The 15,400-nt window shown below is 61.4% G+C and carries 16 protein-coding genes; 8 read left to right on the top strand and 8 right to left on the bottom strand.

Annotated features, from left to right (window positions below; translation table 11 throughout):
• The first annotated feature begins 143 nt into the window (after nt 1–143).
• On the top strand, nt 144–581 hold the full coding sequence (gene msrB / locus AKU94_RS07420) for a peptide-methionine (R)-S-oxide reductase MsrB (protein ID WP_050526653.1): 438 nt from the start codon (nt 144–146) through the stop codon (nt 579–581).
• Here msrB and AKU94_RS07415 read toward each other — a convergent pair.
• Together AKU94_RS07415 and trpA are read right to left on the bottom strand one after the other, a co-directional pair.
• The gene (locus AKU94_RS07415) at nt 578–1,972 is read right to left on the bottom strand and encodes a glutamine synthetase family protein (protein WP_050526652.1); all 1,395 of its coding nucleotides are present in this window, start codon (nt 1,970–1,972) and stop codon (nt 578–580) included. The genes msrB and AKU94_RS07415 overlap by 4 nt on opposite strands.
• A 21-nt stretch (nt 1,973–1,993) precedes the next feature.
• Nucleotides 1,994–2,785 (bottom strand): tryptophan synthase subunit alpha, encoded by a 792-nt coding sequence (gene trpA / locus AKU94_RS07410; RefSeq protein ID WP_050526723.1) that lies wholly within the window; start codon nt 2,783–2,785, stop codon nt 1,994–1,996.
• Nucleotides 2,786–2,938: 153 nt separating this feature from the next.
• On the opposite strand from trpA, the gene ychF reads away from it, so the two are divergent.
• The 5 genes from ychF to AKU94_RS07385 all read left to right on the top strand — a co-directional run bounded on the left by ychF (nt 2,939) and on the right by AKU94_RS07385 (nt 7,725).
• Nucleotides 2,939–4,036, top strand: coding sequence for a redox-regulated ATPase YchF (gene ychF / locus AKU94_RS07405; RefSeq protein WP_050526722.1), 1,098 nt, complete (start codon nt 2,939–2,941; stop codon nt 4,034–4,036).
• 99 nt (nt 4,037–4,135) lie between these two features.
• Complete coding sequence (gene uxuA, locus AKU94_RS07400; RefSeq protein ID WP_050526721.1) at nt 4,136–5,344, top strand: mannonate dehydratase; 1,209 nt, start codon at nt 4,136–4,138, stop codon at nt 5,342–5,344.
• A complete protein-coding gene (locus AKU94_RS07395; RefSeq protein WP_050526651.1) occupies nt 5,344–6,786 on the top strand; it encodes a mannitol dehydrogenase family protein in 1,443 nt (480 codons plus the stop codon). Before uxuA ends, AKU94_RS07395 begins: the two co-directional genes overlap by 1 nt.
• Nucleotides 6,761–7,444, top strand: coding sequence for an AGE family epimerase/isomerase (locus tag AKU94_RS07390; RefSeq protein ID WP_083444985.1), 684 nt, complete (start codon nt 6,761–6,763; stop codon nt 7,442–7,444). The genes AKU94_RS07395 and AKU94_RS07390 overlap by 26 nt, the downstream gene beginning before the upstream one ends.
• A complete protein-coding gene (locus AKU94_RS07385) occupies nt 7,441–7,725 on the top strand; it encodes an AGE family epimerase/isomerase (protein WP_050526649.1) in 285 nt (94 codons plus the stop codon). The genes AKU94_RS07390 and AKU94_RS07385 overlap by 4 nt, the downstream gene beginning before the upstream one ends.
• 3 nt (nt 7,726–7,728) lie before the next feature.
• Here AKU94_RS07385 and AKU94_RS07380 read toward each other — a convergent pair whose 3' ends face one another.
• Together AKU94_RS07380 and AKU94_RS07375 are read right to left on the bottom strand one after the other, a co-directional pair.
• Nucleotides 7,729–8,505: an EcsC family protein gene (locus AKU94_RS07380; protein WP_050526648.1), complete on the bottom strand. Its 777-nt coding sequence runs from the start codon at nt 8,503–8,505 to the stop codon at nt 7,729–7,731.
• 4 nt (nt 8,506–8,509) lie between these two features.
• Nucleotides 8,510–9,022, bottom strand: coding sequence for a GNAT family N-acetyltransferase (locus AKU94_RS07375; protein WP_050526647.1), 513 nt, complete (start codon nt 9,020–9,022; stop codon nt 8,510–8,512).
• Nucleotides 9,023–9,166: 144 nt separating this feature from the next.
• Between AKU94_RS07375 and AKU94_RS07370 the strand changes: the two genes are divergently transcribed.
• Nucleotides 9,167–10,027, top strand: coding sequence for an S-methyl-5'-thioadenosine phosphorylase (locus AKU94_RS07370; protein WP_050526646.1), 861 nt, complete (start codon nt 9,167–9,169; stop codon nt 10,025–10,027).
• A gap of 28 nt (nt 10,028–10,055) precedes the next feature.
• A complete protein-coding gene (locus AKU94_RS07365; RefSeq protein WP_050526645.1) occupies nt 10,056–10,589 on the top strand; it encodes an adenine phosphoribosyltransferase in 534 nt (177 codons plus the stop codon).
• A gap of 135 nt (nt 10,590–10,724) precedes the next feature.
• Here AKU94_RS07365 and AKU94_RS07360 read toward each other — a convergent pair whose 3' ends face one another.
• From AKU94_RS07360 to thrC, 4 genes are read right to left on the bottom strand one after another with little or no spacing between them, the layout of a single operon-like run.
• Complete coding sequence (locus AKU94_RS07360; RefSeq protein WP_050526644.1) at nt 10,725–12,143, bottom strand: FAD-binding oxidoreductase; 1,419 nt, start codon at nt 12,141–12,143, stop codon at nt 10,725–10,727.
• Between the two features lie 23 nt (nt 12,144–12,166).
• Complete coding sequence (locus AKU94_RS07355; protein ID WP_050526643.1) at nt 12,167–12,751, bottom strand: GNAT family N-acetyltransferase; 585 nt, start codon at nt 12,749–12,751, stop codon at nt 12,167–12,169.
• Nucleotides 12,751–14,010: a M16 family metallopeptidase gene (locus AKU94_RS07350; protein WP_083444984.1), complete on the bottom strand. Its 1,260-nt coding sequence runs from the start codon at nt 14,008–14,010 to the stop codon at nt 12,751–12,753. The genes AKU94_RS07355 and AKU94_RS07350 overlap by 1 nt, the downstream gene beginning before the upstream one ends.
• Nucleotides 14,007–15,392, bottom strand: coding sequence for a threonine synthase (gene thrC / locus AKU94_RS07345; protein WP_050526642.1), 1,386 nt, complete (start codon nt 15,390–15,392; stop codon nt 14,007–14,009). The genes AKU94_RS07350 and thrC overlap by 4 nt, the downstream gene beginning before the upstream one ends.
• Nucleotides 15,393–15,400: the final 8 nt, after the last annotated feature.

Genomic DNA, 15,400 nt, shown 5'->3' with positions numbered 1-15,400 from the left:
GCTCTTTGCGCATCAGCAATCGCATGATTTGCGCCTGTTTCAAAGCCTCGAGCGCGGCACAGACCCACAAGATGTCACCCCATAAGTTGCTTTCCGCGCGGATCGCCCCCAAATAGACGGTTAAGCCCAAAAAGGAGGACGCAATGACCTACCGCAAAACCGAAGAGGCCCTTGCCCGTCTGACGCCAGAACAATTCCGCGTCACACAGCAAAACGGCACCGAGCGCCCCTATACCGGCGAATATGACGACCATTACGCGCCGGGCATCTATGTCGATGTCGTCTCCGGTGAGCCGCTTTTTGCATCCGGGGCCAAATTCAAATCCGGCTGTGGCTGGCCGGCCTTTGCCAAACCGATCGAACCCGCGAATATCGGAGAGCTGCGTGACGAGAGCCATGGCATGACGCGGATCGAGGTGCGATCGACCCATGCCGACAGCCACTTGGGCCATGTTTTTAATGACGGGCCACGCGATATGGGCGGGCTGCGCTATTGCATCAACTCGGCCAGCTTGCGGTTCATCCCCAAGGCCGAAATGGAGACCGAAGGCTATGGCGATTATCTGGATCAGGCCACCTAGACCGTATGCAGGTAAAGGTCGAAATCCACCTCGGAAATGGTGCTTGCCACACGGGCATATTCGGCCGCTTTGATCGCCACAAAGGTGCGGTGCATATCCGCCCCCAAGGCGTCTTGCAAAAACGTTGACGCGCGCGCGGCCTCTATTGCGCCGCGCCAGTCGACCGGCATATCGCCAACCTCTGCCCCGTCATAGCCGTTGCCGGTGGTTTGCGGCCCCGGATTGATCTTGTTTGCAAGCCCCGTCTGGATACCCGCAAGAACGGTCGCCGCAACCAGATAGGGGTTGGCGTCCACACCTGCGGGGCGATGCTCTATCCGGCGTGCTTTCATGTCGCCCGCCGGAATACGCAAGGCCACCGAGCGGTTGTTCACCCCCCAAGAAGGGCTGACTGGCGCATAGGACTGCCCGACAAACCGCCGCCACGAATTGGCATGCGGCGCAAAGACCAGCATGGATTCCGCCATTGTGCTGCGCAACCCGCCGATGCTGTGCAGGATGGTGTCGGACCATTCCCCCTCAACCGCCTCAACGAAAACATTTCTGCCGTCACGATCCAGCATCGAGACATGGAAATGCATCCCCGAGCCTGCATATTGCTGTACCGGCTTGGCCATGAAACAGGCCGTCACCCCATGCGCACGGGCCTGCGCGCGCACGATCCGTTTAAGCCGGATCAGATCATCGGCGGCCTGCATCACATCGGTGCGGTAATCCAGCGTCAGCTCATACTGCCCAGGTGCATATTCCGAAATCACGGTCTCCGCATTGATGCCCGCCGCCGCGGCCCCCGCATAAATATCGGAAAACAGCGGCAACATGCCGTGCAGATGATCGACCGAGTAAACCTCGGTCTTGGCGCTTGCGGCGCGCCCGTCCAGCACATCGCGTGCGGGTTGGACCATGCCATCCGGCCCGCGCTCGTTTGCCAGCAGGAAAAATTCCAGCTCAAAGGCACCTGCGGGGAAAAGCCCCTCGGCGGCCAGCGCATCCACCTGCCGTTGCAAAGCGTGGCGCGGATCAGAGCTCATCGGGTTGCCGTCCAGCCTGTACATGGACATGAACACCTCGGCGCGCGCAGGCTTGGTGCCATGCAAGGGCACCAGCGTTCCCGGCACCGGCCATGCCCGCAAATCGCCGTCCCCCTGATCCCAGATCAGGCCGGTTTCATGCACATCCTCGCCGCAAATATCCAGCCCGAGCACCGAGATCGGCACATGACGGCCCGATTTGTAAAACCCGAGCAGCTCATGCCGGCGGATAATCTTGCCGCGCCCGACCCCATTGGCATCATGAAGCACAAGGTCAATCGCCTCCACCTCGGGATGCGCGGCCAAAAAGGCCTCTGCCTCGGCGACGGAAGAACCCGAAGGGCTTGGATGTGTGGTCATGTCGGATCCTTGGTACGTTTTTCAGCCGCGATGGGCGCCTGCGGCCAGCTTGGCCACGCGGTCCAGAACCTCGGCCACAGGCATGCCCTCGGCGATGTCCTTGACGATGGCAGAGCCTACAACGCAGCCATCAGCGATACCCGCAATACCTTCGGCCGCCTCGGGCGTAGAGATACCAAAGCCCACGATCACCGGCAGATCGGTTTGCGACTTGATGCGCGCCACTTCGGGGGCGACATCGGCAGGCTTGGGCGCTGCGGCCCCCGTGATCCCGGTGATAGAGACATAGTAAACAAAGCCGGAGGTATTTTGCAGCACCTTTGGCAGACGTTTGTCATCGGTGGTGGGCGTGGCCAGACGGATGAAATTCAAACCCGCCTTTTGCGCAGGGATGCACAGCTCGGCGTCTTCCTCTGGCGGCAGGTCCACGATGATCAGCCCGTCGATACCGGCGGTTTTGGCCTGGCTCAGGAACAGATCCACACCGCGCGAATAGATCGGGTTGTAATAGCCCATCATCACGATCGGGGTGGTGTCATCACCCTTGCGGAAATCCGTCACCATCGCCAAGGTTTTATCCAGCGTCATGCCGCCTTCCAGCGCGCGCTGACCGGCAAGCTGGATCGTGGGACCGTCGGCCATCGGGTCGGTAAAGGGCAGGCCGATCTCGATGATATCCACACCCGCGGCGGGCAGACCCTTCATCACCGCCAGCGAGGTTTCCATATCCGGGTCCCCCGCCATGATATAAGAGACAAAAGCCTTCTTGCCCGCAGCTTTCAGTTCGGCAAATTTCTGATCGATCCGGGTCATTCTGGTGTCCTTATCCATGTTGGCCCAAGGTTTGCCCAAAGGCGGCGCGAAAATCAATGGCCCTCAAGCCTGATTCAGCACAAGAACCCTGCCCGCTTGCAGATAACCCGTGTTTCGGCCTATGAGGGCGGTGAAACGGATGGAGAGAAGATCATGGGCTTTCGCATGGGGATTGTCGGGCTGCCGAATGTGGGCAAGTCTACCTTGTTCAACGCATTGACGCGGACCGCAGCAGCACAGGCGGCGAACTTTCCGTTCTGCACGATCGAGCCGAATGTCGGCGATGTGGCCGTGCCTGATGCGCGGCTGGAAAAACTGGCCGAGATCGCAAAATCCAAGGCAATCATCCCCACGCGGATGACCTTTGTCGATATTGCGGGCCTCGTGCGCGGCGCGTCCAAGGGTGAGGGGTTGGGCAACCAGTTTCTGGCCAATATCCGCGAATGTGACGCAATCGCCCATGTTTTGCGCTGTTTTGAGGATGACGACATCACCCATGTCGAAGGCAAGATCGACCCTGTCGCCGATGCCGAAACCATCGAGACAGAGCTGATGCTCTCGGATCTGGAATCGATCGAGCGCCGTCTTGCCAACCTCGCCCGCAAGATCAAGGGCGGCGACAAAGAGGCCGGCGATCAGGTGCGTTTGCTGAAAATGGCGCAGGCGGCACTGGAAGAGGGCAAGCCCGCACGCGCCGTCGAAGTGGCCGAAGATGACGCGCGCAACTGGCGGCTTTTGCAGCTTTTGACCTCCAAACCCGTGCTTTTCGTCTGTAATGTTGAGGAAACTTCGGCCGCGAATGGCAATTCCCAGTCGGCACGCGTGGCCGAAATGGCCGCCAAGCAAGGTGCCGGCATGGTCGTGATTTCGGCCCGCATCGAGGAAGAGATCAGCCAGCTTGATGCCGAGGAAGCAGAGATGTTTCTGGGCGAAATGGGGCTGGAAGAGGCCGGTCTGGACCGTCTTATCCGTGCGGGCTATGACCTATTGGGGCTTCAGACCTATTTCACCATCGGTCCCAAAGAGGCCCGCGCCTGGACCATCAAAAAGGGCACCCTCGCCCCGCAGGCGGCCGGTGTGATCCATGGTGACTTTGAAAAGGGCTTTATCCGCTCCGAGACCATCGCCTATGATGATTATATCGCGGGCAAAGGCGAGGCCGGCGCCAAAGAGGCCGGCAAGTTCCGCGTCGAGGGCAAGACCTATGAGGTAAAAGACGGCGACGTCCTGCACTTCCTCTTTTCAGGCTGATTTCAGGGAAACAGGGCGCCACCCGAACTCGCATACTACCATACTTGTTTGCGCCACCACTCCATGCTAGCTTTTTTATGAAGCGGAATGGAGATGGCGATGCAGCAGACTTGGCGTTGGTTCGGCCCGAATGACGGGGTGTCGATTGATGACATGCTGCAAGCGGGCGTCGAGGGTGTCGTCTCGGCGCTGCATCATATCCCCAGTGGTCAGCTCTGGTCGCCCAAAGAAATCGGGCTGCGCCAGACCCAAATAGCGACCCGCCGCGATGGCAGCCCCTCGGGTCTCGCTTGGGATGTGGTCGAAAGCCTGCCGGTGTCCGAAGACATCAAAAAGCAGCAAGGCCCGTGGCGCGACCATATCGACGCCTACCGCGCCAGCATGCGCAATCTGGCCGAGGCCGGGATCAAGGTGATCTGCTATAACTTCATGCCGGTGCTGGACTGGACGCGCACGGATCTTGCATGGCGGGTGGGTCATGGCGGCACGGCGATGCGGTTTGACCTTTATGATTTCGCGGCCTTCGATATCCATATCCTCGGGCGCAAAAGGGCTGCCGACGACTTTCCCGAAGGTGTGGCGGCCGAGGCCGAAACCCGTTTTGCCGCAATGTCTCAGGCGCGGCGGGATGCGCTGATGGGCAATATCATATTCGGCCTGCCGGGGGCTGCCGAAGGGTTCACCCTTGAGGATGTGCGCGCCCATCTGGCCGAATACGCCGACATCCCCGCCGATACCCTGCGCAAACATCTGGTCGATTTCCTGACCGAGGTCGCCCCCGAGGCCGAAAGGCTGGGCCTGCGTCTGTGTTGTCATCCCGATGATCCGCCCTTCCCGCTGATGGGTCTGCCGCGCGTGATGTCGACCGAGGCCGATTACCGTATGATACTGGATGCGGTTGACCTGCCCGCGAATGGGGTCACCTTATGTTCCGGCTCCTTGGGGGCGCGGCCCGATAATGATCTGCCGGGGATGATGGAACGCTTGGGCGACCGCGTGCATTTCCTGCATCTGCGCAACGTCAAACGCGACAGCGACACCACGCCCTGCTCTTTCTTTGAGGCAGAGCATCTGGGCGGGGACACTGATATGGTGGCCTTGGTCAAAGCCGTTCTGGTTGAGGAAAAGCGCCGCCGCGATATGGGGCGCGTGGATTGCTCTATCCCGTTCCGGCCTGATCACGGGCAGGATATTCTGGATGATCTGTCGCGCAAGCCGCAGCCCGGCTATCCGGCGATTGGCCGGTTGAAGGGTTTGGCGGAATTGCGCGGCGTGATGACGGCACTGGAACACGGGGCGGACAGGTGATGCGGCTTAGCCTTAAAAATCTGCCGCCATCGCTGGCCCCCGCCTATGATCCGGCAGCACATGGGATCGGCATTTTGCATCTGGGCCTCGGGGCGTTTCACCGTGCGCATCAGGCGGCCTATACCGACGGCGCCCTTGCCGCAGAGGGGGGCGATTGGCGCATTCTGGGTGTCAGCCTGCGCTCGACCGACATCATCGATGCGCTAGCCGCCCAAGACGGGCTTTTCACCCTGACCGAGCGGGGCGATACCGACCGGACCCGCGTGATCGCCGCAATCGGTGAAACGCTGGCCGCCGCCCGCGATGGCGAAGCGGTGCGCGCCGCCCTCGCCCGGCCCGAGGTTCGGGTGATCACTCTGACCGTCACCGAAAAAGCTTACGGCATTGACCGCGCCGCAATGGATATCGATCCCGCCCACCCCGATGTTGCCGCCGATCTGAAGGATCCGCGCCATGCCAACGGCGTTTTGGGGCTTTTGGTCGAGGGCTTGCGGCGACGGCAAAAGGCAAGCCTGCCCGCCCCTGCCATCCTGTGTTGCGACAACCTGCCCGAAAACGGTGCCTTGCTGCGCGCCGGAGTTCTGGGCTTTGCCCGCCGTGTTGATACCGGGCTGGCGGAATGGATCGCGGCCAATACCGCCTTCCCCGCATCCATGGTTGACCGGATCACCCCTGCGGCGACCGATGCCACGGCGGACCGCATCAAGGATCTCTTTGGTGTGACGGATACCGCCGCGATTGAATGCGAGGCGTTTGCGCAATGGGTGATCGAGGATAATTTCCCCCAAGGCCGCCCCGCATGGGATGCCGCAGGCGCGCTTTTCGTCCAAGACGTCGCCCCCTATGAGCGGATGAAGCTGCGGATGCTGAACGGGGCGCATTCCCTGATCGCCTATGCCGGTTTTATCGCGGGGCATGAGTTTGTGCGTGATGCGATGCAGGATGCCCCTTTGGTCGTCTTGGTGGACCGTCACATGAAGGCCGCGGCGGCAGGTTTGGGCGCGCTTGCCGATATTGATCTGGATGCCTACCGCCATGCGCTTTTGGCCCGTTTTGCCAATCGGTCCATCGCACATCAAACCTATCAGATCGCCATGGATGGTACCGAAAAGCTGCCACAACGGATTCTCGCCCCCGATGTCGAGGCAGGCACCAACATCGAGGCCTTTGCTTTTGCGACAGCCGCTTGGATGCGTTATTGCACCGGCATTGATGAACAGGGACGGCCCTATGATCTGCGCGATCCGCGCGCGGCAGAAATTCACGCCGCGCTGAAGGGTGCCACCACTACCGCAGCCATATGCGATGCCCTGATCGGCCTGCCCGATCTTTTCCCAAAGGCATTGGTTGAAAACAACAGCTTTCGGCGGGCTTGCGCCGATCGGCTGCAAATCATGCTGGCGAGTGGCATGGCCAATGCGATCGCCCAAGAGCCCCTTTGACCAGCCGTTGAAAGGACCACAGATCTTGCCAGTACCTAACGCCTCGGCGCATAGCCCGGACCGCTTTGCTTCTGACTTCATGCCTGCATGGCTGGCGCGCGCCCTGCCTGCCGGAGATGCCCCCGCACCAGTCGTCGAAAGCCTTGGCACCCCCGACGCCCCCGCAACCACCCTGACCCAAGCGCGTATCGTGTTTACCTTGGCGCATCTGCATCTGACCGATGGCACGCCGGGGCTGCTTGAGGCTGCGCGGCGCGTCTATGCCTATATGCTGGCGCAGCTGCGCGACAAGGACGGCGGCTTTCGCCAATCCACGGCGGCGGATGGCCACCTGCGGCGCAGCTATGACCAAGCCTTTGTCTTGCTGGCGATGGCGACATTGCACCGCGCGGACCCAATGCTGGTCAGCACCAATAATATCGACGCCTGCTGGGGCTTTATCCGCGACCATCTGACCGCGCCGGATGGCTCGTTATGGGAGGATGACAGGGCGGCAGAGGGCGACGCGCTGCGCTCACAAAATCCGCATATGCATATGCTGGAGGCGCACTGGCATTGGCCGACCGGATGCAAGGTTTTGTCGAGACCCACGGCATCCGCCGCCACGGCCTACTTAAAGGCGCGCCCTATGATGCGCTTGACGCCGAGGGGCAGGTGACGGAACCCTCACATCTTTTGTGGCCCCTGACCGAGGCAGGCAAGGTCTATGCCGCGCAATTTGTCCAGACCGGCGATCCCGATGCAAAGGCTGCGGCCAATGCCTGTGCCGAGGTGATATTCACGCGCTACATCAGCGCCACAGAGGCCGCCGACTGGGTAAACCAGCTTGATGAAAACGGAAAGACCCTTTGGGATGCCGCGCTGTCGCGCTTGCTGTACCATCTGGCTGTTTTTGTGACCGAAGGGGCCCGCGCGGGCCTGTGGCAAACCCACCGCTGAACATTAGCGGGACTTGAGCCGCTTTTGCGCGCGCAGCTCTTGCTCAAACGCGGCGCGGACGGGTTCCGCCCCGTGCAAGGCGGACAGGCGCAGCAGGCCAAAACGGATATGCGCCAATTCGCGGTAATGGGTCAAAAAGGCCGTATTCAGCGCCGCGCCTGAGACCGCGCCCAGAACCGGCACCGATTGCGCGGCAAGTTTCTGGCCCAGAACCGTGGCAAAGCCCGGAACGATCTTGGCCAGCAGCTTGTGCAGCGCAGGGCCCGTCAACGTGATCCGCACCCCGATAAAAGAGGTGTTGATCCCATCATCATCCGCCATCGGCCCGCCCATCGTCAGCACACGCAGGGCTTCGGCCCGCACCTCGGGCAGGCTGGTGTCAAACCCCTCGGCCTCGGCCGCGCGCAGGATGGCATGCAAGATCACGGTAACCGTCACCGGCAGTTCAGCAAGGGCCGTCGCAACCCCGCCGACCCCGCCAACGGCCCCCGTAAAAGCCGCAAGCGCCGGGGCCCCGCGTCGCCCGAAATCAGGCGCGTTGCGTCCATGCTGTGCAAGGTTGACGGCACGGGTCAGGGCCTGGGTCGTGATGCTTTCGATCTGGCCGCGCAGCCCGGCGGGCAAATGCGCCATCTGCTGTTCAATCCTGCCGCCAAACTTGTTTATCACCCGCATCAACGGCCCGTCAGCGCGCAACTGCCGTGCAGCCAGCGCCGAAATCTCGGGCAGCGGGTCGTGGTTGTGTGGGACGGGCAAAGGGGCGAGTGTTTCTTGATCCATCCCCCTAAGATAATGTGCCTTTGGGCGCAAAACAAGCGGCACGCTCTACCGGCCCTGACACGCCTTGCCATGCGTTTTCACGCAACGACAGGCCCAAGACGCGGTCGGGATTGGTCGGCGGCGGCATCACCACCCCCTCCAGCTTGGTAAAACCGAACCGGCTGTAATAGGGGGCATCGCCCACCAAAAGCACGCGGTCCCATTCCAGCCCCCTTGCACGCGCCAGGCTCTCGGTCATCAACAGCCCGCCCAGCCCCTCGCCCTGCCGCGTCGGATGCACGGCAATCGGCCCCAAGAGCAACACATCATGCCCCCCGACCCTGACCGGCCAATAGCGGATCGCGGCGGCCAAGACCCCGTCCCCATCCCGCAAGACCAGACTAAGGGCTGCAATCGTGCGCACCCCTTCGCGCAGACGGTAGGACGACAGCGCCGTACGCCCCGGCGCAAAGCACAGATCATATAGCGCCTCTACCTCCCACCAGTCGGCGTCGGTCTCTTGCTCCAGCTTGTACAAGGATACTGCCCTCCGCGCTGATCCCCGACGCAAGAAACATGCAGGCGCGGCATATGCAAGACCGAAAGGGGCGCCGTGGATTTTCCTCTTTCGTGAAGGCAGGCTACGCCCTATCGTCATTGTTGGAAAAAGGAGGCGACAGGCATGGAATCCATGATCGGCGTTATCGGCGGCTCCGGCCTTTATGAGATCGCGGGGCTGGAGGGGGCATCCTGGGTCAAGGCGAAAACCCCCTGGGGGGCGCCCTCGGATCAGGTGCTTGTGGGGCGGCTGGACGGGGTGCCAATGGCGTTTCTGCCCCGCCACGGCCGCGGGCACCGGCTCTCGCCCACCGATGTGCCCTACCGCGCCAATATCGATGCGCTCAAACGGTTGGGCTGCACCGATGTCATCTCGGTTTCCGCCTGTGGCTCCTTGCGCGAAGATTACGCGCCCGGCGATTTTGTGATCGTGGATCAATTCATTGACCGGACCTTCGCGCGGGAGAAATCCTTTTTCGGCACCGGCTGTGTGGCGCATGTCTCTTTGGCGCATCCCACCTGTCCGCGTCTGGGGGCGGCCTGTGCGCAGGCGGCATTGGGGGTGCGGGTGCATCAGGGCGGCACCTATCTGGCGATGGAGGGGCCGCAGTTTTCGACGCTGGCGGAATCGCGGCTGTACCGCGCTTGGGGGGCGGATGTGATCGGCATGACCAATATGCCCGAGGCCAAACTCGCCCGCGAAGCAGAGCTTTGCTATGCTTCTGTCGCGATGGTTACCGATTTCGATTGCTGGCATGAGGATCACGGCGCGGTGGATGTGGCCGAGGTGATCGCCACCCTGACCGCCAATTCCGGCCACGCCAAGGATATGATCGCCCGCCTGCCCGCGCTTTTGGGTGCTGATCGTGCGCCTTGTCCGAATGGCTGTGACCGCGCGCTTGAACATGCGATCATGACCGCGCCCTCTGCCCGTGATCCTGATTTTCTGGCCAAGCTGGATGTCGTCGCGGGTCGCCTGCTCTGATCCCCCCATTCGCAACCGAAGGCATTTTATGACCAAAACCGTCAAAGACTATATCCGCACGATCAAGGATTTCCCGCATGAGGGGATCCTGTTTCGGGATGTCACCACGCTTTTTGCCGATCCGCGCGGGTTTCGTATAGCCGTGGACCAGTTGCTTTCGCCCTATGCGGGCCTTGATATCGACAAGGTCGCGGGGCTGGAGGCGCGGGGCTTTATTCTTGGCGGGGCGGTGGCGCATCAGCTTTCGACCGGCTTTGTTCCCATCCGCAAAAAAGGCAAACTGCCGGGGCGCACCCTCTCCCAAGCCTATACGCTGGAATACGCCCAGGCCGAGATCGAGGTGCATGACGACGCATTCCTGCCCGGCGAAAAGGTGCTTTTGGTCGATGATCTTTTGGCAACTGGCGGCACCGCCGAGGCGGGGATCAAGCTGATCGAACGGCTGGGTGCGCAGGTTGTCGGCTGTGCCTTTGTGGTCGATTTGCCCGATCTTGGCGGCCGCACCAAGTTGAATGCGATGGCGATGGAGGTGCATGCCCTATGCACCTTTGAAGGCCTTTGAAAGATCAGATCCGGTAACCATTTGGTAATAAATTGGCGCTAAACTGGGGTCACCGGGAAAAACCGGTCGCTGCTTGCAAACACGTGACCATTTAACCCCAGCCCTGCCGGTTCACCCCGGTAGGGCATTTTAATATCAAGGGGCTGCCCGCAGGACCGCACCGGGATTCATAATCCCCTTCGGATCAAGCGCCAATTTGATCGCCCGCATCGCCGCCAGCTTTGCCGGATCGCCGTATTTCTCCAGATCATCAACCTTGAGCCGCCCGATCCCGTGTTCCGCACTGACCGAGCCGCCGCGCGCATGGACCATATCATGCACCATGGTCTTGATGGCCTCACGGCTGTTTTCATGCTGCTCGCGGGTCTCTCCGGCTTTGGGGAACAGGTTGTAATGCAGGTTGCCATCCCCCAGATGACCAAAACAATTGATCCGAAAATCCCCCAATGTCGCAAGCGCAGGCGCGCCCTCGGCAATGAACCCCGCCACCTCGCCCAAAGGCAGGGAAATATCATGGCTGGAAATTGCGCCGATCCGGCGGTTTGCCTCTGGTATATTCTCACGCACGGACCAGAAATCATCGCGCTGCGCGTGCGATTGCGCGATAAGCCCGTCCAGCACCAGCCCGGCCTCTGCGGCCGCTTCAAACAGTCCGGTCAGGGCGGCATCCGGGTCCAGCCCATCAGGCAGGCCCACCTCGAGCAACACCATCCACTCAGGCACCTGCGCAAAGGGCTGGCGCAGCTCGGGCATTTTCTCGGCCAGAAACGACAGGCCCACGCCCGATATCAACTCAAATGCCGACACCAAACCGCCAAGCCGCGCTTGCACCAGCGCCAAGAGGTCCAGCGCCGCCGCCGGACTGGGCACCACCATCAGCGCCGTCCCCATCGCCGCCGGTATCGGTGAGAGCTTCAGGCTGGCCGCCGTAATAATCCCAAGCGTCCCTTCGGCCCCGATCAAAAGATTGCGCAGATCATATCCGGTGTTATCCTTGCGCAGACGTTTCAGCCCGTGCCAGATAGTCCCATCGGGCAAGACCGCCTCCAACCCCAAGCACAGATCCCGCGTATTGCCATAGCGCAGCACATTGACCCCGCCCGCATTGGTCGCCAGATTGCCGCCGATCTGTGCGCTGCCCTGACTGGCCAGTGACAGCGGGAAAAGCCGCCCCGCCTCTTCAGCCGCCGCTTGCACCTCGGCCAGCGTGGCGCCTGCCTCAACCACCATCACATTTTCGGACGGATGCACGGCGCGCACCGCCCGCATCCGTTCCAACGACAAAACCAAAGGGGCGGGGCCGGTTGGCTGCACCTGCGCCCAGACCAGCCCCGTGCCGCCGCCGTAGGGGATCACACCGACACGCGCCGCATGACAGGCCGCAAGGATCACCGAGACATCCTCAACCGTGCGCGGGCGCGCAATCCCCCCCGCTTGCCCCGTTACCCGCCTGCGCGGATCCTCAAGATAGCGCGGCTCTGTCGGTGAAATCACCCCTTCGGGCAATGCATTCGCAAGGGATTCGAGAAAGGCAGCATCGGCTGGGTTCAGCATGGTGGCTCCTTGTTTTGGAAAGATCAGCCGACATCCGTGCGGCCACGCCGATCGCCGCGCAGGTTGGCATAAAGCACATGGTTGCGCCAGCGCCCTGCGATCTGCAAATAGCTTTGCGCGACACCTTCATATTTGAAGCCGGTCTTTTCCAGTACCCCGCGCGAGGCGCTGTTTTCAGGCAGGCAGGCCGCCTCGACCCGGCTCAGGTCCAGCTCGGTAAAGGCGTGATGCACAATGGCGAGAATGGCCTCGCGCATCAGCCCCTGACGCGCAAAAGGCTGCCCGATCCAATAGCCAAGGGTGCCCGCCTGCGAAGGGCCGCGGCGGATATTGTCCAGCGTGATCGCGCCCAAAAGCTGTTGATCCTGACGCCGGATCAGCATCATCGGCAAGGCTGTCCCCTGCGCCTGCGCGCGCGAGGCCCAGTAAACGCGATTGGTAAAAGCGCGCCGTGACAGATGGTCCGTCGCCCAGACCGGCTCCCATGGGGTTAGGAAATTGGTACTTTCGGCCCGCAGCGCGCTCCACCCGTTCCAATCCGTATGGATGGGCAGGCGCAGGGTCATGCGCTCTGTCTCTATCCGGACTTTGCGGCGAAACCCGAGCATCAGGCGGCAAGACCCCGCCTGATGTCCTCTAGGCTAGGTGCGGCATCAACGGGCCCGTAAAGCGCCAACGCCGAATCTGCCGTAATCATCTCAGCGGCATAGCGGCGCACGCCCTCGGTGGTCACCGCCTCAATCTTGGCCACTGCTTCCTCGGGGTCCGGCACACGGCCCCAGATCGCCAGCAAACGTGCCAGACGTTCGGCGCGGCTTGACGGGCTTTCTAGCCCCATCAGCATGCCCGCCTTTAGCTGGACACGCGCGCGGTTGACCTCTGCCTCGCTCATATCCGTGGCGGCACGGCGCAGCTCTTGCAGGGTGATCTGGCTCAGATCCGCGATTTCCTCTTCTGAGGTGCCCGCGTAGATCGTGATCTGACCGCTGTCCTCATAGGCCCCCGATTGCGCGAATATGGAATAGCACAGGCCCCGCTCTTCGCGCACCTTCTGGAACAGGCGGCTGGACATACCGCCCCCCAAGGCCATTGCGTAAATCTGTGCGGTATAGACATCGGGCGAAAGATAGCCCGGCGCATCAAAAGCCAGCGCGAAATGCACCTGTTCCAGTGCCTTGACCTCGCGCCGCTCGGCACCTTTGAAGACGGCGGGCTGGATGAGGGCCTTGCCCGTGGCTTTACGATCTCCAAACAGCGCCTCGGCCTGTGCAACGATCGCGTCATGGTCCACCGCGCCCGCCGCCGAAAGGATCATGCGGTCAGGGCTGTAATGTTCGGCCACGAAGCCGGTCAGGTCCTCGCGAGAAAAGCCGCTAACGCGTTCGGCGGGGCCAAGGATGCTGCGGCCAAAGGGTTGATCGGGATAGCAGGCCTCTTGCAGCCAGTCGAAGACGATATCATCCGGCGTATCCATCGCCTGTCCGATTTCTTGCAAAATCACATGACGCTCGATCTCGATTTCTCTGGGATCAAACACCGGGTTAAGAACGATATCGCCGATCACATCCAGCGCCAATGCCACGTCATCTTCCAACACGCGGGCATAATAGGCCGTCATTTCGCGGCTGGTATAGGCATTTATATAGCCGCCGACATCTTCAATTGACTCGGCGATTTGCAAGCTGCTGCGCTTTTCCGTGCCTTTGAAGGCCATATGTTCCAGAAAATGTGCGATGCCGTTCTGTTCTACCCGTTCATGCCGCCCGCCTGCGGTGACCCAGATCCCTACGCTGGCAGATTTCAAGCCCGGCATCGCCTCGGTCACAATGCGAAACCCGTTGGGAAGTGTTGTCAGCCGGCTTTTCAATTGGCGATCCTTTCGCGGATAAGGGCTTGCAAGGCGGCAAGATCATTGGGCAGGCGTGTGACGCGTTCATCGCGCTCAAACAGATCGGCCATCCGGTCAGGAAGCGCGGGACGGCTGCCCATGGCCTCTTCGACCGCATCGGGGAATTTGGCGGGATGGGCGGTGGCCAGCGTGATCATCGGCACCTCGCCCAGATGTTCGGTCGCAACCTTCACACCCACGGCGGAATGGGGGCAAAGCACCTCTCCGGTCTCGGTGAAAAAGCGGCGGATGGTGGCGCGGGTTTCATCCTCGGAACAACGCCCCGAGGCGAATTGCTCGCGCAGCATTTCCAGGGCACCTTGCGAGATTGTAAATCCACCCTCACGCAGTTCCGCCATCAGCGCCGAAACAGCGGCCCCGTCGCGCCCATAGGCGTCAAACAAGACCCGCTCAAAGTTGGAGGATACCTGAATATCCATCGACGGGCTGATCGAGGGTTTGACCCCGTCGGTCCGATATTCACCCTGTTTGATCGCGCGGTCCAGAATGTCGTTCTGATTGGTTGCGATCACCAGCTTTTCAATCGGCAAGCCCATGGCCCGCGCGATATAGCCCGCGAAAATATCGCCGAAATTACCGGTCGGGACGGTAAAGCTGATCTTGCGCTGTGGCGCGCCAAGGTTGGTCGCCGCGCTGAAATAATAGACCACCTGTGCCAGCACCCGCGCCCAGTTGATCGAGTTGACCCCCGCAAGACGCACCTCATCGCGAAAGGTCATGTCGTTGAACATATCCTTGACGCGGGCCTGCGCATCATCGAAATCGCCGTCAATTGCGATGGCATGGACATTTGCCTCGCTCGGGGTGGTCATCTGGCGGCGCTGTACCTCGGACACACGCCCGTGCGGATAAAGGATAAACACATCCACATTCGAGAGCCCGCGAAAGGCCTCCATCGCCGCCGATCCGGTATCGCCCGAAGTGGCGCCGACAATGGTGATCCGCTCTCCCGATTTGGCAAGCGTGGCCTGCATCATCTGGCCGATAAGCTGCATCGCGAAATCTTTGAAGGCCAGCGTCGGACCGTGGAACAGTTCCAGCAGAAAGTGGTTTGGCGCAAGCTGGACCAAAGGCGCGCGCGCCGGATGGCCAAAGCCGCCGTAAGCCTTGGCGAGCAGCCCGCGGAATTCTGTTTCGGTAAATGTATCGCCCAGGAAAGGCCACATCACGCGAAAGGCCACCTCTTCATAGGGTTGCCCGGCGAGGGCCGCAATATCCGCCGATGACATCTGCGGAATCTCTTGCGGGACATACAGCCCGCCGTCACGGGCAAGCCCGGTCATCATCGCCTCGGAAAAGCTCAGCTCCGGGGCCTGACCCCGAGTGGAGATATAGCGCATCAAACGCC

Source organism: Pseudorhodobacter aquimaris (genome assembly GCF_001202025.1).
GTDB classification, from domain to species: domain Bacteria; phylum Pseudomonadota; class Alphaproteobacteria; order Rhodobacterales; family Rhodobacteraceae; genus Pseudorhodobacter; species Pseudorhodobacter aquimaris.
Note: the sequence above shows the minus strand (reverse complement) of the source record. Positions and strands in the feature narration are given on the sequence as shown.